We start from the raw sequence: 16939 nt of genomic DNA on the forward strand, positions 1-16939 counted from the left end.
CTTGGCGAGCTTTTATTTGAAACTGGGCATCCCTGCCCAGTCATCTCTTACAGCTAGGCGAGTGCAGATTTCACTCCGGAAGGAGCGAGATTTTCATCGCGTTTGCTTGCCCACTTCACCAGCAGCGTCATCGCGACGAAGCCAAGGCAAATGAACAGCGGGTAAGCGAACATGATTTCGCCAAGGGAGTACTTCCAGCTGAGCGGACGAGCAATGCCCAGCATGGCTCCGTAGAACCAGGAGACTCCGGAGACGACGCCCGAGAACACTGCGAGAGTGCGGGCGTTGGTTTCCATTTTGACCAGCGTGCCAGCCTTCTTGATTGCAGGCAGGACTGCGCTGTGCAGCAGGAAGCCGTTTACGGTCAACAAGGTTACGACCAGGATCTTGGCCTGGAGTTTGGGGTTGAGGAAGTACACCGCGCCTTTGACAGAGTAGTCCAGCAGTACGATACCTATCCCTGTTACCCAGAGTGCCGCAAGTGCAAGCAGTACAGTTTTCTTCAAAGTATCAAGATGGGTTTTGTCGCTGTGGGTAGCGTCGTCTTCGCCGGTGATCATCTGCTTGATCATGGCGTAATCGCTGGTCAGGACCAGGCCGATTGCCACGCAGCAGGCGATCAGGTGGGCATAAACGACACCCATGCGCATTAATTCCATGGTTGCTTCCTGTTTGAACAGGGAAGTAATGAGATGATACAGCTCCATGGTTGACCTCTTGTTTTACAAAGTAAGTTGGTGTGCTGATGCAGTAAGGGCACCGATATATTGTTTAATTACTCGTTAGTCTCTCTGGACTTTGAGTCGTTTGGTCAGGTTGTTCATGCATCTCTAGTTTTATTCATGTCTTCATAGGCATTCCTCCTTTTTTGAGACAGAGAAACCTCCTGCACGTGAACTTGTGCATTTGGAATCGCTCCGGACTCAAGGGGAAAAAGACATGCGCGCCGACGACCAACCATGGCTCAAAAGTGGCGCGATGCACTTAGGCTTTCATCAGAGTGGTAGAACCCTGATTTTGTTCAAAAATTGATCCGAAAGCCGACGAACGGTGGTGTTCGTGAAAGTGCGCCAAGCGCTTGAAAAGGCAAGGAAACCTTGCCAGGCGGGCATTTCGGGAAAGTTCAGAGGCGGGAGCGTCCCCTGTGACCAGGGGGCGCGATCGTGCGTCAGGCCTTGCTGGCCTTGCGGGGTTTGGACGGTGCCGAGGGTTCCAGGTGCCCGTCGGCGCGGAACATGCCCTTGATGCCGCGCACGGCCTGGCGAATGCGGTCCTGGTTCTCGATCAGGGCGAAGCGCACGTGGTCATCGCCGTAGTCGCCAAAGCCCAGCCCGGGCGATACGCAGACCTTGGCGTCAGCCAGGAGCTTCTTGGAGAACTCCAGCGAACCCATGGCGGCATAGGGCTCGGGAATCTTGGCCCAGACGTACATCGAGGCCTTCGGGTTCTCCACCATCCAGCCGATTTCGTGCAGCCCCTTCACCAGCACGTTACGGCGCTGACGGTACTGTTCGGCGATATCCCGCACGCACTGCTGATCGCCTTCCAGCGCGGCGATGGCGGCCACCTGCAGGGGGGTGAAGGTGCCGTAGTCGTGGTAGCTCTTGATCCGCGCCAGGGCGCTGACCAGTTCCGGATTGCCGACCATGAAGCCGATCCGCCAGCCCGCCATGTTGTAGCTCTTGGACAGGGTGAAGAACTCCACCGCAATATCCTTGGCGCCGGGCACCTGCATGATCGAAGGCGCCTTCCAGCCGTCGTAGACGATATCGGCATAGGCCAGGTCATGGATCACCAGTACTTCGTACTGCTTGGCCAGGGCGACCACACGCTCGAAGAAGTCCAGTTCCACGCACTGGGCGGTGGGGTTGGAAGGGAAGCCGAGGATCATCATCTTCGGCTTCGGAATGCTTTCGCGGATCGCCCGCTCCAGCTCGGCGAAGAAGTCCACGCCGGGGATCAGCGGAACCGAGCGCACCTGGGCGCCGGCGATCACTGCGCCGTAAATGTGGATCGGGTAGCTGGGGTTGGGTACCAGTACGGTGTCGCCATGGTCGAGGGTGGCGAGCATCAGGTGTGCCAGGCCTTCCTTGGAGCCGATGGTGACGATGGCTTCGGATTCAGGATCGATCTCCACGTCGTAACGGTCCTTGTACCAGCGCGAGATGGCTCGGCGCAGGCGTGGAATACCGCGGGAAGTGGAGTATCCGTGGGTGTCTTCACGCTGCGCGACCTGCACGAGCTTTTCCACGATATGCGGCGGGGTGGCGCCGTCGGGGTTGCCCATGGAGAGGTCGATGATGTCTTCGCCGCGACGGCGTGCAGCCATCTTGAGTTCGGCGGTGATGTTGAAGACGTAGGGGGGGAGACGATCGATGCGCGCAAAACGGCGCGGTGAACGCTGGTCAGCCATGCTTTCCTCGGATACGTAAGCGCCCGGAACCGTCCGAGCGACGTCGGCCACTGCAGTGGCCTGGCGGCGAAGATAAGGGCTGGAGCTTTGGTTTGTCGAGGAAAGATTCGTGCTGTGACGGCTCCAGTGCTCGGGCTATCCGGATGACACTCGTAGGATGAGGCGGGCGGCGCTCCGCTTGAGCGAAGCGATACCCATCGGCGCCAACGAGCAGCATGGGTATCGCAGGCTCAACCCGTCCTACGTTGCTATGTGCTTGGGCCAGTTTCGTCGCCAGGTTCTACGAACATGGATGTTTACTCGCGCACGAGGATGGAGAATTTCTTGTGGTGGGTGCTGCCGTTGACGTCACTGACCTGGGCCACGAACCAGTGGGCGACGGGCGAGACCGCCCGTGTCTCGGGTGTGCCACTGACGACGCCGTCGCGAGACAGCTTCAGCCCGGCCGGGGGATGGCCGCTGACCAGGCGCCACGTCGCGCCGCCGCGCCCACCGGTGCTGTACAGCTGCGCCAGATAGGGCTGGCCTGCGGCGGCGGAGGGCAGGGCGGCGGGGCTGTTGATCTGCAGGCCGTCGTTGGGGTGGCTAGCGGCAAGGCGATAGAACTTCACCCGGCCACCCTCAGTGGCACTGCTGCCGTGCATGTGCAGGTAGGCGCCAGCTTTGAAGTAGAAGGTTTCGCCGTTCCATGACGGGTCCATCACCATGCGTGCCACGGCCCCACCGTTGGCCGAGGCCATGGCGACGTTTTTGCCTACCCGCATCTGGTAGCTGAAGGTTTCCCCCAGATCGACGTCTGTGGCCAGCACGTGGTTGGTGTAGGGCGGACCTTGCACAGGTGTGCCCTGCAGCTTGGCAATCACCCGGCCAGTGCCCAGGGCGGCGTCATAGCGGTAATAGACCAGGATCAGCGGCGCACTGCCGTAGCCGTGCACCTGGCCGACGATGACGATGCCGTCACTGGGCACTTGCGTCACTTTCAGAAGCGCGTCTTGCACTGACTCGCCCGCGCCGTTCCAGGTCATGCCGAGATTGCTCGGGTCGAGCATTTCTCGCAGTTCGGCACGCGGACTGCTGGAGCCACCGGCGGTGGCGCCGTTGACCGGCGCCCAGAACGTCATCGCGCCGTCCTGGGAATCGGTGCGAAACCAGCGCGATTCGTAGCCATAGGGGCCGGACAGCTGATCGGGGCGAACAGTGACTGCCGTACCGCTGGTACCGCCGTCGGCATCCTGGGGGACGGTGATGTTCCAGTTTTCCAGGGCAAAGTTGCCGCCCGGGGCGACGCCCTTGTAGAGATCAGCCTGGCTATTGCCTGCCAGCAGGCAGCCGAGCAGCGCTGGCCCCCAGCAGTAAGAGCTGAAGGGGTGGGGTGCGCGGGAGGGGAGAATCTGCATGCCTTGCGTCCTTATTGGTGGGTTGCACGTCTCGCTCATGGGCGTGTCCCGCAGGCGTGCCTTTCCCGTTAATGGAAAAGGCCTGCGCGGGGCAGGCCTTTCACTGAGTGGCGGGGCGGACGGAAGGTTCGATCTTTTCGGCTATCCATTGGCTGGAATCGCGCGGATCCTCCCTTTCAATGACCGAGCATGTCGTGCATCGCAATGATCTGTTCGGCCACCTGGATCAGCTTCTGTTGGCGGCTCATGGCCTGACGGCGCATCAGGGTGTACGCCTCCTCCTCGTTGCAGTTCTTCATCTTCATCAGCAATCCCTTCGCCAGTTCGATGCGCTTGCGTTCGGCCAGTTGCTGGTCGCGGGCGTTGAGCTGCGCGCGCAAGGCCTGGTCGCTTTCGAAGCGCGCCATGGCGACATCGAGGATGGGCTGCAGGCGGTCAACCTGGATTCCTTCGACGATGTACGCGCTGACGCCGGCCTGGATGGCCTGGCGCATGACTTTCGGGTCGTGCTCGTCCGTGAACATGACGATGGGGCGGGGCTGGTCGCGGCTGACCAGTACCACCTGCTCCATCACGTCGCGGCCCGGGGATTCGGTGTCGATCAGGACCACGTCCGGGCGGATGGCCTCGACGCGTCCCGGCAGGTCGATGGTCAGGCCGGATTCGTCGATGACCTCGAAGCCGGCTTCGATCAGGGCGGCCTTGAGTCGACCGACTTTCTTTGCGGTGTCGTTGATCAGCAGGATGCGCAGCATGTTGGCGGTCTTCCCTAGCGGCTACAGGGCAATGGCGCGGGCGGTGCCGGCCAGGGAGTGGATCGGGAAGCTGCGGGCGTAGGCGGCGGGGTCGGTGCCGTCCCATATGCGACCGTCGATCAGGGTGGCGCTGCGCATCAGGCCGGGAAGCGGGACGCCCAGGGCTTCAGCCGCCTCGCGGTAGATGTCCAGGCGTTGCACGCGTTGGGCGACGGCCAGGTAGTCCGGGTCGCTCCGCAGCAGGCCCCAGCGGCGGAACTGGGTCATGAACCAGATGCCGTCGGAGAGGTAGGGCATGTTCACCTTGCCGTCCGCATGGAAGCGCAGCGGGTGTTCGTCCTCCCAGGCGTTGCCGATGCCATCCTGGTAATGGCCGAGGAAGCGCGGCTCCACGGCCGAGAGGGGGACGTCCACGTAGTCGCTACCGCTGATCAGTTGGGCCGTGCTGCGGCGGTTTTCCAGGCTGGCATCGATGAAACGGCTGGCTTCCAGCACCGCCATGGTCAGTGCGCGGGCGGTGTTGGGGTACTGCTCGGCGAATTCGCGGGTTACGCCGAGGACCTTCTCCGGATGGTCCGGCCAGATCATCTGGCTGGTGGCGAGGGTGTATCCCTGGCCCTGGTCGACCGCCAACGCGCCCCAGGGGCCGCCTGCGCAAAAACCGTCGATCCGGGCGGCCTTGAGGTGGGCCACCATCTGCGAAGGCGGTACCACAACTGTATCGACGTCTTGCAGGGGGTGGATGCCCTGGGCGGCGAGCCAGTAGTTCAACCACATGGCGTGGGTGCCAGTGGGAAAGGTCTGGGCGAAGGTCAGGCGTGCGCCACCCTGGTGCACATGACGGGCCAGTGCATCGGAACTGGTCACGCCGATGCGCTTGAGTGGTTCGGAGAGGTTGATGGCCTGCCCGTTCTGGCAGAGCCCCATGAGGATGGCCATCTCGGCGCAGGGTCCACCAATGCCGAGTTCGATCCCATAGATCTGCCCGTAGAGTGCCTGCGCTGCGTCCAGCTCGCCGGACAGCAGCTTGTCTCGAAGAGTGGCCCAGGACGATTGGCGCTGCAGGTCCAGGGTCAGCCCGTAGGGCTGCGCGAAGCCCTGGGTGGCGGCGACTATCAGGGATGCCGAGTCGGTCAGGGGCATGAAGCCCAGATTGAGCACGCACTTCTCCGGTGCATCGCTGCCTGCGACCCAGGCGAGGTTGTCCGTGCGCGTGGTGTCTTGCTTGTCCGTCATTGTGGTGGCCACCTATCAGCAAAATGGCGCCGATCCGGAGCAGCCGGGGCCGGCCGGAATCGACGCCATCGTCAGCAGCTCGTTCCGTCGTTGGAGCGGGCTTCGTTGAAGCAGCTGAAGCAAGCGATATGCCAGCGGCGCAAAAAATAGCCCCGCGAGTGCGGGGCCAGGGTTGTACGTCGGAGCTACCTCAACGTTCGATGATCTGCTTCACCTGGCTCTGCGGAATCTGCTGGCTGCGACCTTCGTGGTCCTCGAACTCGATCATGCCGGTGTCTTTATCCAGTTCGGGCTTCTCGTCGGTGGCGATGAGTTGGCCGTCGGTCGTGGCGATCAGGTATTCGCTGGAGCAGCCGGCCAGGCCAAGGGCGCAGCTGAGGATCAGGGACCAGGTTTTCATGGCGGCGTCCAACGTCGTAGGGGCTGATACTTGGAACATAGCTGCTGGCAGGGCGGCTGCAAGTCGGGCTGATGGCGAACTCCGGAAAAGAAAAAGCCCCGCACGAGGCGGGGCTTTCTCATTACCGAGATACCGATGAGGCCTTAGGCCTGCACCACCGGGATCTTGGCGTTTGCAGCGGCTTCCTTGTACTCGGCGATCTGGTCGAAGGACAGGTAGCGATAGATATCGGCAGCCATGCTGTCGATGTTCTTCGCGTATTCCATGTACTCCTCGACGGTCGGCAGTTTGCCAATGATGGAGGCAACGGCCGCCAGTTCGGCGGAGGCCAGGTAGACGTTAGTGGCGTCGCCCAGGCGGTTCGGGAAGTTACGGGTGGAGGTGGAGACCACGGTGGCGCCGGTCTGTACGCGGGCCTGGTTGCCCATGCACAGGGAGCAGCCCGGCATTTCCATGCGCGCGCCAGCCTTGCCGTAGATGCCGTAGTAGCCTTCTTCGGTCAGTTGGTGCTGGTCCATCTTGGTCGGCGGAGCCAGCCACAGACGGGTCGGGATGCCGCCCTTGACCTTGTCGAGCAGCTTACCGGCAGCGCGGAAGTGGCCGATGTTGGTCATGCAGGAGCCGATGAACACTTCGTCGATCTTGTCGCCGGCCACGGTGGACAGCAGACGGGCATCGTCCGGGTCGTTCGGTGCGCAGAGCACAGGCTCTTTCACTTCGGCCAGGTCGATTTCGATGACGGCAGCGTATTCGGCGTCCTTGTCGGCTTCCAGCAGTTGCGGCTTGGCCAGCCAGGCTTCCATCGCCTGGGCGCGGCGCTCCAGGGTGCGGGCGTCGCCGTAGCCTTCACCGATCATCCAGCGCAGCAGGGTGATGTTGGACTTCAGGTATTCGGCGATGGCGTCTTCCGGCAGCTTGATGGTGCAACCAGCAGCGGAACGTTCGGCCGAGGCGTCGGACAGCTCGAAGGCTTGCTCGACGGTCAGGTCGTTCAGACCTTCGATCTCGAGGATGCGGCCGGAGAAGATGTTCTTCTTGCCTTTCTTCTCGACGGTCAGCAGGCCGGCCTGGATGGCGTAGTAGGGGATGGCATGCACCAGGTCACGCAGGGTGATACCGGGCTGCATCTTGCCCTTGAAACGCACCAGAACGGATTCCGGCATGTCCAGCGGCATTACGCCGGTGGCGGCAGCGAAGGCTACCAGGCCGGAACCGGCCGGGAAGGAGATGCCGATCGGGAAGCGGGTGTGGGAGTCGCCACCGGTGCCGACGGTGTCAGGCAGCAGCATGCGGTTCAGCCAGCTGTGGATGATGCCGTCGCCCGGACGCAGGGACACGCCGCCGCGGGTCTTGATGAAGTCCGGCAGGGTGTGGTGGGTGTTGACGTCGATGGGCTTCGGATAGGCGGCGGTGTGGCAGAAGGACTGCATCACCAGGTCGGCGGAGAAGCCGAGGCAGGCGAGGTCTTTCAGCTCGTCGCGGGTCATCGGGCCAGTGGTGTCCTGGGAACCGACGGTGGTCATCTTCGGCTCGCAGTAGGTGCCCGGACGGACGCCTTGGCCTTCGGCCAGACCGCAGGCGCGGCCAACCATCTTCTGGGCCAGGGTGAAGCCCTTGCCGCTGTCGGCCGGGGATTCCGGCTTCTTGAACAGGTCGGAAGCACCCAGACCCAGTTCGGCGCGGGCCTTCTCGGTCAGGCCGCGGCCGATGATCAGCGGGATACGGCCGCCGGCGCGGACTTCGTCCAGCAGGACCGGGGTCTTCAGTTCGAAGTTGGTGACGACTTCGCCGCTGTCGTGGCGAACGACCTTGCCTTCATAGGGGTACACGTCGATGACGTCGCCCATGGCCAGGTTGGTGCAGTCGAATTCGATCGGCAGAGCGCCGGCGTCTTCCATGGTGTTGTAGAAGATCGGGGCGATCTTGGTGCCGAAGCAGAAGCCACCAGCGCGCTTGTTCGGAACAAACGGAATGTCGTCGCCGAAGAACCACAGCACCGAGTTGGTGGCGGACTTACGGGAAGAACCGGTACCCACCACGTCACCGACGTAGGCAACCGGGAAGCCTTTGGCTTTCACAGCTTCGATCTGCTTGAGCGGGCCGGTCGAGCCAGGCTGCTCGGGTTCGATACCGTCGCGAGCCATCTTCAGCATGGCCAGGGCGTGCAGCGGGATGTCAGGGCGCGACCAGGCGTCAGGGGCAGGGGACAGGTCGTCGGTGTTGGTTTCGCCGGGCACCTTGAACACGGTCAGGGTGTACTTGTCGGCGATGGCCGGACGGGCGGTGAACCACTCGCCTTCGGCCCAGGACTTCAGCACGGCTTGGGCGGAAGCGTTGCCCTTCTTGGCGCGCTCGGCGACGTCGTGGAAGGCGTCGAACATCAGCAGGGTGTGCTTCAGTTGTTCGGCGGCGACGGAGGCCAGTGCGGCATCGTCCAGCAGCTCGACCAGGGTAGCGATGTTGTAGCCGCCCTGCATGGTGCCCAGCAGTTCGGTGGCGCGAGCCTTGTCGATCAGCGGGGAAGTGGCTTCGCCCTTGGCGATAGCGGAGAGGAAACCTGCTTTGACGTAGGCAGCTTCATCCACACCCGGCGGAACACGATTGGTGATCAGGTCGAGGAGGACTGCCTCTTCGCCAGCCGGGGGATTCTTCAGCAGCTCGACCAGGCCTGCAGTTTGTTCGGCGTTCAGCGGCTGGGGTACGACCCCTTGGGCGGCACGCTCTTCTACGTGTTTGCGATAGGCTTCAAGCACAGTTTTACCCTCATCAGTGGCCCTGGAATCGTCCAGGGCGCTCATCCAGGAATCCGCCGAACGCATGCGCCGCACAGCTTTTTGGGCTGTCTGGCCAAGGTTTCGGCGGCCTCCATCGAGAAGCTGTTTTCAAAGTTTTACGCCGGAAGGAAGGCCTGATGAGGGCTGGCGGCGGACATCCCGGGCGGGATGCCCAGCGCCATTATTTCCTGCCGGATCGACTGTGCTCGTGACGCTTTGAAAACAGCTTCCAACGGATATCGGCGCCTAAAATGGCGGGCCGATTCTAAAGGAAAGGCTCGACAAAGTTAAGACGGAATCCCTATTTCCCTGAGCGTGACCCTGATTAGACAAAGGGCTAAGATGGCCGGCCTGTTTTACCTGCCGAATTCGCCTCCACATGTCCAACCAGCGCATCAAGACGCCTTGCGTCGGCCTCTGTTCAACCGTCTATGGCGATCACGTGTGCCGGGGCTGCAAGCGTTTCCATCATGAGGTGGTGAGCTGGAACCTCTACAACGAGGAGGAGAAACGCGCGGTCTGGCGGCGCCTGGAAATCCTGCTGGTGCAGGTGATGGAGGCCAAGCTGGAGGTGTTCGATCCGCAACGCCTGCGGCACCAGCTGGAGCAGCGCCAGGTGCGTTTCGTGCCTGAACAGTCCCCATACTGCTGGGCCTACCAATTGATCGCGCGAGCCTCGCGAATGATCAATCGTCTGGATGCCTATGGCATCTCGCTCCTTCCAGAATTTCGCGACTGGGCACTCCCGGAGTTGCGGGAAGCCATTGATCGGGAATTCTTCCTGCTGTCCGAGGCTCACTACGAACGCTACATCGCTCCGCGCTTCCTGCGGGAGGGCGTCGAGAGTCGCGTCTGAAACCAAAAAAAGCCGCCATCAGGCGGCTTTTTTCGTGGGTGGGGATCAGCGCTGGGCGACCAGTTCCTCCAGGTGGGCGATGATCGCATCGGGTTTGAGGACCAGGACGTCGCTTTCCAGGGTATCCAGCACCACTTCGGCCGTATTTCCGATCAGTGCGCCGGACAGGCCTGAGCGTGCGACGGTACCGATCACGGTGACAGCGGCTCCGAGCTTGTGGGCGACGTGGGGGATCAGTACGTCAGCCGGCCCTTCCTCGATATGCAGCCGTTCGTCGCTGACATCATATTCAGCCTGGAAGGCGCGGCATTCGTCGCGGTAGCGGGCCTCGATGGTTTCCTTGAGCTGGAAAGTTGGGTCCGCCGCCGAGAGCATGGGCGACGGGTGGGCACTGATCACGTGCAGGGTGCCGTGAGCCAGACTGGCGATGTCGTAGCCGTGGCTGACGATAGTGGCGTGCAGGGTGCGGTGTTCACCATCGCTGTTGCCCACGTCCACCGCTGCCAGGATGTTTCCGCCGGTCCAGGGCCTGTCGGTCTTGACCATCAGTACGGGGCCGGGGCAGAAGCGCAGGAGCTTCCAATCGTCCGGTGTGAGCAGGGCTTTCTTCAGCGGGTTATCGGGAACGTGCTGCTTGATGACCAGGCCGCAGCCTTCGGCCTGTTGCGCAGCGATGATGGTCTGGTGCTGGTTCTCCAGCCAGCTCTGCTGGGTGCTGGCGCTATAGCCTTCAGCCTTGAGCGATTCGGCCAGATCGCTGAGATAGTCGGCATGGTCGCCCTTGCGGTCGCAGATCAGCAGATGCAGGTGCGACTGGGTCACTCCGGCGATCAGTTTTGCCCGTTTCAGGGCGAGGCCCTCCGGCCGGTCCGGCTCCAATACCACCAGAATGCTGCGAATGGCTTGCATGGTCCTCATCTCCCTGTCGATGGCTTATAGCCAAAACAAATGTAGTCCCGATTTCGCTTTGGTGTTCTTGACATATATCAAGCGGCCCAGGCTGGTCGTCGCTTCCTGCATTCGTATAATGCTCCGCCTTCGGGAGCCCGGCCAGCGTGGCCCCCAGCATGATGAGAGCCGCTTGTGAACCTGCCCGAGATCCATGACTTCCTTGCCTGTCGTACCCCCGATGCCTGGGTGGCGGCGGCATTGGCCGATCAGGAAACCCTGCTGATCGACCACAAGAACAACGAGTACAAGGCGGCGTCCACAGCCATGGCGTTAATGGCCAAGTATTCGACCCGGCTGGATCTGATCAACTTCATGTCCCGTCTGGCTCGTGAGGAGCTGGTGCATCACGAGCAGGTGCTGCGCATCATGAAGCGCCGCAAGATCGACCTGAAACCCGTCTCGGCATCGCGCTACGCGTCCGGCCTGCGCAAGTTCGTGCGCGCCCATGAGCCGCAGAAACTGGTGGATACGCTGGTGGTGGGGGCTTACATCGAGGCGCGCTCGTGCGAGCGTTTCGAGGCACTGGTGCCACATCTGGATGAAGAACTGGCGAAGTTCTACGGCGGATTGCTGAAAAGCGAGTCCCGTCACTATCAGGGCTACCTGAAGCTGGCCTATCAGTACGGCGAGGCGCGGGATGTCGACCACTGCATCGAGAAAGTTCGGGTGGCTGAGCAGGAGCTGATCGAGTCACCCGACGAGGAATTCCGCTTCCACAGCGGCGTGCCCGCCTGATGAATGGAAAAAGCGCCCCGAGGGGCGCTTTTTCGTTGGGAGCGGGGGAGTCAATCCAGGTTGAATGGGGCCTGTTGGAAACCCCGCTCGTCAACCTGAAGTGCCCAGCCTTGCCGGTCCCAGTCGCCGAGGACGATGCGCCGGGCCGGTTGACCGTCCAGTTCCAGTTCGTGAGTGCCGGGGCGATGGGTGTGCCCGTGGATCAGGGTCCTTGCACCGAACTGGCGGAGCATGCGTGGAATTTCTTTCGGAGTGACGTCGGTGATTTCCACGGCTTTCTGCCGCGTCTGCATGCGGCTTTCCTTGCGTAGCTTGCGCGCGAGCTTGTGGCGCGTCGCCAGTGGCAGGTTGCGCAGGATGAACAGGCTCACCGGATTACGCAGCCACCTGCGCAGCCGCATATATGCCTCATCCTGAGTGCACAGGCTGTCGCCGTGCATCAGCAGAACCGCCTCGCCGTTCATCTGCACCAGGCTCGGGTCCTTCAGCAGGGTGCAGCCGGCTTCGCGGCAGAAGGTCCCGCCGATCATGAAGTCACGGTTGCCGTGCATGAGGAAGATACGGGTACCGCTATCGGCGAGCTTGCGCAGGGCTTGGGCGATCGAACGCTGGAAGGGTGTCATCGCGTCGTCACCGATCCAGGCTTCGAAGAAGTCTCCGAGGATGTAGAGAGCTTCGGCCTGCGGCGCTCGGGTCTGCAGGAAATGAAGAAACGCCCGGGTAATGTCCGGGCGTTCCTCTTCGAGATGCAGATCGGAGATCAGCAATATCACTCGGCGATCTCGGCCTTCTCGATGATTACGTCATCGACCGGGACGTCCTGGTGGCCAGCTTTCATGGTGGTGGCGACGCCCTTGATCTTGTTGACCACGTCCATGCCTTCTACCACTTCACCGAACACCGCATAGCCCCAGCCCTGTACGGTCGGCGCGCTGTGGTTGAGGAAGGTGTTGTCGGCAACGTTGATGAAGAACTGGGCAGAGGCCGAGTGAGGCTCCATGGTGCGGGCCATGGCGACGGTGCCGACCTTGTTGGACAGGCCGTTGTTGGCCTCGTTCTTGATGGGCGCACGGGTGGATTTCTGCTTCATGCCCGGCTCGAAACCGCCGCCCTGGATCATGAAGTTGCCGATTACACGGTGGAAGACGGTGCCGTCGTAATGGCCGGATTTCACGTATTCCTTGAAGTTGGCCACGGTTTCCGGGGCTTTGTCTTCGAAGAGTTGCAGGGTGATGACGCCGTGGTTGGTGTGCAGCTTGATCATTTGGCTATTCGCTCTATCGAGAAATCCAAGGCCTGTCAGGGGATTGACAGCTTCGGCTATGATAAGCGCTTTGATTTGGCCGGCCTACCCTGAGCCGCGCACCAGCCAGATGTAAGGACCCCATGAGCAAGCCAGAGACTCCCGCCGCTTCCAACTTCCTGCGCCAGATCGTTCAGGCGGATCTGGACGCCGGCAAGCACACCAAGATCGTCACCCGCTTCCCGCCGGAGCCCAATGGCTACCTGCACATTGGTCATGCCAAGTCGATCTGCCTGAACTTCGGCCTGGCCAAGGAATTCGGCGGTGATTGCCATCTGCGCTTCGACGACACCAACCCGGCGAAGGAAGACCAGGAATACATCGACGCCATCGAGAGTGACGTGAAGTGGCTGGGCTTCCAGTGGGCCGGCGAGGAACGTTACGCGTCGAACTATTTCGACCAGCTGCACGACTGGGCCATCGAGCTGATCAAGACCGGCAAGGCTTTCGTCTGCGACCTGTCGCCAGAAGCGGCGCGTGAGTACCGCGGCAGCTTGACCGAGCCGGGCAAGAACAGTCCGTTCCGCGACCGCTCCGTGGACGAAAACCTGGACCTGTTCGCGCGCATGAAGGCCGGTGAGTTCCCGGACGGCGCCCGTTCCCTGCGCGCGAAGATCGACATGACTTCGCCGAACATGAACCTGCGCGATCCGATCCTCTATCGCATCCGCCATGCCCATCACCACCAGACCGGTGACAAGTGGTGCATCTACCCGAGTTATGACTTCACTCATGGTCAGTCGGATGCCATCGAGGGCATCACTCACTCCATTTGCACCCTGGAGTTCGAGGATCACCGCCCCCTCTACGAATGGTTCCTGGAGAACCTGTCGGTTCCGGCACAGCCGCGCCAGTACGAGTTCTCGCGTCTGAACCTGAACTACACCATCACCAGCAAGCGCAAGCTCAAGCAGTTGGTGGATGAAGGCCATGTGAACGGCTGGGACGATCCGCGCATGTCGACCCTGTCCGGTTATCGCCGCCGGGGCTATACCCCGGAGTCGATCCGCAATTTCTGCGAAATGATCGGCGTGAACCGTGCCAGCGGCGTGGTCGATGTCGGCATGCTGGAATTCAGCATCCGCGACCATCTGGATGCCACTGCGCCGCGTGCCATGTGCGTGCTGAAGCCTCTTAAAGTGGTTATCACCAACTACCCGGAAGGCCAGGTCGAGAGCCTAGAGCTGCCGCGCCATCCGAAGGAAGACATGGGCGTGCGCGTCCTGCCGTTCGGCCGTGAGCTGTTCATCGATGCTGGTGACTTCGAAGAAGTCCCGCCTGCCGGCTACAAGCGCCTGATCCCGGGTGGCGAGGTGCGCCTGCGTGGCAGCTACGTGATCCGCGCCGACGAGGCCGTCAAAGATGCCGATGGCAACATCGTCGAGCTGCGCTGCTCCTATGATCCGGAAACCCTGGGCAAGAACCCCGAAGGCCGTAAGGTCAAGGGTGTGATCCATTGGGTGCCGGCCGAGGGCAGCGTCGAGTGCGAAGTGCGTCTGTATGACCGCCTGTTCCGTTCGGCGAATCCGGAGAAATCGGAGGAGGGCGGCAGCTTCCTCGACAACATCAACCCGGATTCCCTGCAGGTGCTCAGTGGTTGCCGTGCCGAGCCTTCGCTGGCTCAGGCCCAGCCGGAAGATCGCTTCCAGTTCGAGCGCGAAGGCTACTTCGTTGCCGACCTGAAAGAGACCCAGCCCGGCAAGCCGGTATTCAACCGCACCGTGACCCTGCGCGATTCCTGGGGGCAATGATGGCGCTGTCGATCTACAACACGCTCAGCAAGACCAAGGAACCGCTGCAGCCGCTGGTCGGCAACCAGGTGCGCATGTATGTCTGCGGCATGACGGTCTATGACTTCTGCCATATCGGCCATGCCCGCGTGATGGTGGCCTTCGACGTGGTGGCGCGCTGGCTGCGTCATCGTGGCTACGACCTCACCTACGTGCGCAACATCACTGACATCGACGACAAGATCATCCGTCGCGCCAACGAGAACGGTGAGCCGTTTGAGGCGCTGGTGGATCGCATGATTGCGGCGATGCATGAGGATGAGGCGCGCCTCTCCGTGCTGCGTCCGGACATCGAGCCGCGTGCCACCGGCCACATCGCCGGTATGCACGAAATGATTCAGACCCTGATCGACAAGGGGTTCGCATACGCGCCGGGGAATGGCGATGTGTACTACCGCGTCGGCAAGTTCCAAGGTTACGGCAAGCTGTCGCGGCGCAAGATCGACGAACTGAAGATCGGCGCCCGCATCGAAGTGGATGAAATCAAGGAAGACCCGCTGGACTTCGTGCTCTGGAAAGGCGCCAAGCCGGGCGAGCCGAGCTGGGATTCTCCGTGGGGTGCAGGTCGTCCGGGCTGGCATATCGAGTGCTCGGTGATGTCCACCTGCTGCCTGGGCGAGACGTTCGACATTCATGGCGGTGGGCCGGATCTGGTGTTCCCGCACCACGAGAATGAGATCGCGCAGAGCGAGGCGGCCACCGGCAAGCTCTACGCCAAGTCCTGGATGCATGCCGGGGCGGTGCGCGTGGATGGCGAGAAGATGTCCAAGTCGTTGGGCAACTTCTTCACCATTCGTGAGGTGCTGGAGAAGTATCATCCCGAGGTGGTGCGTTATCTGCTGGTGTCCAGCCATTACCGCAGCCCGATCAACTATTCCGAAGAGAGCCTCAAGGAAGCGAAGGGCGCTCTGGAGCGCTTCTATCACGCCCTCAAGGGGTTGCCTGAGGTTGCGCCGGCTGGCGGTGATGCCTTCGTCGAGCGCTTCGCGGCAGCTATGGATGACGACTTCAACAGTCCGGAAGCCTGTGCTGTGCTCTTCGAGATGGTGCGTGAGGTCAATCGACTGCGCGATGGCGACCTTCAGGCTGCCGCTGCCCTGGCGGCGCGACTGAAGGAGCTGGCCGGCCTGCTCGGCGTGCTTCAGTTGGAGCCGGATGCGTTCTTGCGCGCGGGCGCCGAGGGCAAGGTTGATGCCGCGGAGGTCGAGGCGCTGATTCAGGCGCGGCTGCAAGCGCGTTCGGAAAAGAACTGGGCTGAATCCGACCGCATCCGTGACCAGTTGACCGCCATGGGCGTGGTGCTGGAAGACGGCAAGGGTGGCACTACCTGGCGCCTGGCCGACTAAGCCGGGTTGCCCAAATAAAAAAGGCCGCATTTCGCGGCCTTTTTCATGTCTGCTTGCCTCAGGCGTGGAGTGCCTCTGCGGCGTACAGCGTGTTTTCCAGCAGGCAGGCACGCGTCATGGGGCCGACGCCGCCCGGAACCGGAGTGATCCAGCTGGCGCGTTGTGCGGCCACGTCATACTCCACATCGCCTACCAGCTTGCCGTCGTCCTGACGGTTGATGCCGACGTCGATGACGATGGCGCCGGGCTTGATCCATTCGCCCTTGACCAGCCCAGGCTTGCCGGCGGCCACGACTACGAGGTCCGCGTTGGCCACGTGGCCAGCGAGATCCTTGGTGAATCGGTGGGTGACGGTCACGGTGCAGCCGGCCAGCAGCAGTTCTAGGGCCATGGGGCGGCCGACGATGTTGGACGCGCCTACGACAACTGCGTTCATGCCATAGAGGTTCGCGCCGGTGCTCTCCAGCAGGGTCATGATGCCCTTGGGTGTGCAGGGGCGGAGCAGGGGAATGCGTTGGGCGAGGCGGCCGACGTTATAGGGATGGAAGCCGTCCACGTCCTTGTCGGGGTGAATGCGTTCCAGCAGTTGCGAAGCATCCAGGTGTTCCGGCAGCGGCAGTTGGACCAGGATGCCGTCGATGGCCGGGTCTTCATTGAGGCGGTCGATCAATGCCAGGAGTTCGGCCTGACTGGTGCTGGCGGGCAGGTCATGCGCTTCGGAAAGAAAGCCGACTTCCTCGCAGTCCTTGCGCTTGTGCGCGACGTAGACCTGGGAGGCGGGATCGCTGCCGACCAGAATCACGGCGAGGCCGGGGACGCGAAGTTCCTGCTGGCGACGCTCGGCGACACGTTGGGCTATCTGCTGGCGGAGGCGGGCGGCGATCGTTTTGCCGTCGATCAGTTGTGCGGTCATGACGCTAGATTAACCATCGGGAAGGCCTAAAAAGGGCGCGTATTCTCGCATGGAGGGGCGGGCGGGCAAA

15 protein-coding genes are annotated in these 16939 nt (G+C 62.0%); 4 read left to right on the forward strand and 11 right to left on the reverse strand.

Annotated elements, in window-relative coordinates; translation table 11 throughout:
• Positions 1 to 53: 53 nt before the first annotated feature.
• The 7 genes from E8E95_RS16885 to acnB form a co-directional block, all read right to left on the reverse strand.
• A complete protein-coding gene (locus E8E95_RS16885; protein WP_280352039.1) occupies positions 54 to 707 on the reverse strand; it encodes a hypothetical protein in 654 nt (217 codons plus the stop codon).
• Positions 708 to 1168: 461 nt separating this feature from the next.
• Positions 1169 to 2413 carry an alanine transaminase gene (gene alaC / locus E8E95_RS16890; protein WP_280352041.1) on the reverse strand — a complete coding sequence of 415 codons (1245 nt, stop codon included), beginning with the start codon at positions 2411 to 2413 and terminating at the stop codon, positions 1169 to 1171.
• A 296-nt stretch (positions 2414 to 2709) separates the two neighbouring features.
• A complete protein-coding gene (locus tag E8E95_RS16895; RefSeq protein ID WP_280352045.1) occupies positions 2710 to 3810 on the reverse strand; it encodes a polysaccharide lyase family 7 protein in 1101 nt (366 codons plus the stop codon).
• A 176-nt stretch (positions 3811 to 3986) separates the two neighbouring features.
• Positions 3987 to 4565, reverse strand: a complete 579-nt coding sequence (locus tag E8E95_RS16900) for an ANTAR domain-containing response regulator (protein ID WP_179062112.1) — start codon at positions 4563 to 4565, stop codon at positions 3987 to 3989.
• 21 nt (positions 4566 to 4586) lie between these two features.
• A complete protein-coding gene (locus tag E8E95_RS16905; protein WP_280352049.1) occupies positions 4587 to 5801 on the reverse strand; it encodes an ABC transporter substrate-binding protein in 1215 nt (404 codons plus the stop codon).
• A gap of 190 nt (positions 5802 to 5991) precedes the next feature.
• Positions 5992 to 6201: a YgdI/YgdR family lipoprotein gene (locus tag E8E95_RS16910; protein ID WP_280352051.1), complete on the reverse strand. Its 210-nt coding sequence runs from the start codon at positions 6199 to 6201 to the stop codon at positions 5992 to 5994.
• A gap of 143 nt (positions 6202 to 6344) precedes the next feature.
• Positions 6345 to 8954, reverse strand: coding sequence for a bifunctional aconitate hydratase 2/2-methylisocitrate dehydratase (gene acnB / locus E8E95_RS16915; RefSeq protein ID WP_280352166.1), 2610 nt, complete (start codon positions 8952 to 8954; stop codon positions 6345 to 6347).
• A gap of 400 nt (positions 8955 to 9354) precedes the next feature.
• Here acnB and E8E95_RS16920 point away from each other — a divergent pair, with 400 nt between their 5' ends.
• Positions 9355 to 9831 carry a DUF1289 domain-containing protein gene (locus E8E95_RS16920; protein ID WP_280352054.1) on the forward strand — a complete coding sequence of 159 codons (477 nt, stop codon included), beginning with the start codon at positions 9355 to 9357 and terminating at the stop codon, positions 9829 to 9831.
• 45 nt (positions 9832 to 9876) lie between these two features.
• Here E8E95_RS16920 and E8E95_RS16925 read toward each other — a convergent pair whose 3' ends face one another.
• Entirely contained in the window at positions 9877 to 10740 is an 864-nt protein-coding gene (locus tag E8E95_RS16925; protein WP_179062116.1) for a universal stress protein, read from the reverse strand.
• Positions 10741 to 10914: 174 nt separating this feature from the next.
• Here E8E95_RS16925 and miaE point away from each other — a divergent pair, with 174 nt between their 5' ends.
• Positions 10915 to 11517, forward strand: a complete 603-nt coding sequence (gene miaE / locus E8E95_RS16930) for a tRNA isopentenyl-2-thiomethyl-A-37 hydroxylase MiaE (protein WP_280352057.1) — start codon at positions 10915 to 10917, stop codon at positions 11515 to 11517.
• Between the two features lie 50 nt (positions 11518 to 11567).
• On the opposite strand, the gene lpxH is transcribed toward miaE, so the two are convergent.
• Complete coding sequence (gene lpxH, locus E8E95_RS16935) at positions 11568 to 12290, reverse strand: UDP-2,3-diacylglucosamine diphosphatase (RefSeq protein ID WP_280352059.1); 723 nt, start codon at positions 12288 to 12290, stop codon at positions 11568 to 11570.
• The gene (locus tag E8E95_RS16940) at positions 12287 to 12781 is read right to left on the reverse strand and encodes a peptidylprolyl isomerase (protein WP_179062119.1); all 495 of its coding nucleotides are present in this window, start codon (positions 12779 to 12781) and stop codon (positions 12287 to 12289) included. The genes lpxH and E8E95_RS16940 overlap by 4 nt, the downstream gene beginning before the upstream one ends.
• A gap of 122 nt (positions 12782 to 12903) precedes the next feature.
• On the opposite strand from E8E95_RS16940, the gene E8E95_RS16945 reads away from it, so the two are divergent.
• Complete coding sequence (locus E8E95_RS16945) at positions 12904 to 14571, forward strand: glutamine--tRNA ligase/YqeY domain fusion protein (RefSeq protein ID WP_280352062.1); 1668 nt, start codon at positions 12904 to 12906, stop codon at positions 14569 to 14571.
• Complete coding sequence (gene cysS, locus E8E95_RS16950) at positions 14571 to 15956, forward strand: cysteine--tRNA ligase (protein WP_280352064.1); 1386 nt, start codon at positions 14571 to 14573, stop codon at positions 15954 to 15956. Before E8E95_RS16945 ends, cysS begins: the two co-directional genes overlap by 1 nt.
• A 58-nt stretch (positions 15957 to 16014) precedes the next feature.
• Here the strand turns inward: cysS and folD are convergent, their stop codons facing one another.
• Positions 16015 to 16869: a bifunctional methylenetetrahydrofolate dehydrogenase/methenyltetrahydrofolate cyclohydrolase FolD gene (gene folD / locus E8E95_RS16955; protein ID WP_280352067.1), complete on the reverse strand. Its 855-nt coding sequence runs from the start codon at positions 16867 to 16869 to the stop codon at positions 16015 to 16017.
• Positions 16870 to 16939 lie beyond the last annotated feature (70 nt).

This window comes from Pseudomonas sp. BN414, from assembly GCF_029871275.1.
Classification (GTDB): Bacteria; Pseudomonadota; Gammaproteobacteria; order Pseudomonadales; family Pseudomonadaceae; genus Metapseudomonas; species Metapseudomonas resinovorans_C.

Excerpts from the sequence above, each read along its gene's own strand:
- E8E95_RS16885 (WP_280352039.1), bottom strand. The coding sequence starts at position 707 with ATGGAGCTGTATCATCTCATTACTTCCCTGTTCAAACAGGAAGCAACC.
- alaC (WP_280352041.1), bottom strand. The coding sequence starts at position 2,413 with ATGGCTGACCAGCGTTCACCGCGCCGTTTTGCGCGCATCGATCGTCTC.
- E8E95_RS16895 (WP_280352045.1), bottom strand. The coding sequence starts at position 3,810 with ATGCAGATTCTCCCCTCCCGCGCACCCCACCCCTTCAGCTCTTACTGC.
- E8E95_RS16900 (WP_179062112.1), bottom strand. The coding sequence starts at position 4,565 with ATGCTGCGCATCCTGCTGATCAACGACACCGCAAAGAAAGTCGGTCGA.
- E8E95_RS16905 (WP_280352049.1), bottom strand. The coding sequence starts at position 5,801 with ATGACGGACAAGCAAGACACCACGCGCACGGACAACCTCGCCTGGGTC.
- E8E95_RS16910 (WP_280352051.1), bottom strand. The coding sequence starts at position 6,201 with ATGAAAACCTGGTCCCTGATCCTCAGCTGCGCCCTTGGCCTGGCCGGC.
- E8E95_RS16920 (WP_280352054.1), top strand. The coding sequence starts at position 9,355 with ATGTCCAACCAGCGCATCAAGACGCCTTGCGTCGGCCTCTGTTCAACC.
- E8E95_RS16925 (WP_179062116.1), bottom strand. The coding sequence starts at position 10,740 with ATGCAAGCCATTCGCAGCATTCTGGTGGTATTGGAGCCGGACCGGCCG.
- E8E95_RS16940 (WP_179062119.1), bottom strand. The coding sequence starts at position 12,781 with ATGATCAAGCTGCACACCAACCACGGCGTCATCACCCTGCAACTCTTC.
- E8E95_RS16945 (WP_280352062.1), top strand. The coding sequence starts at position 12,904 with ATGAGCAAGCCAGAGACTCCCGCCGCTTCCAACTTCCTGCGCCAGATC.
- cysS (WP_280352064.1), top strand. The coding sequence starts at position 14,571 with ATGGCGCTGTCGATCTACAACACGCTCAGCAAGACCAAGGAACCGCTG.
- folD (WP_280352067.1), bottom strand. The coding sequence starts at position 16,869 with ATGACCGCACAACTGATCGACGGCAAAACGATCGCCGCCCGCCTCCGC.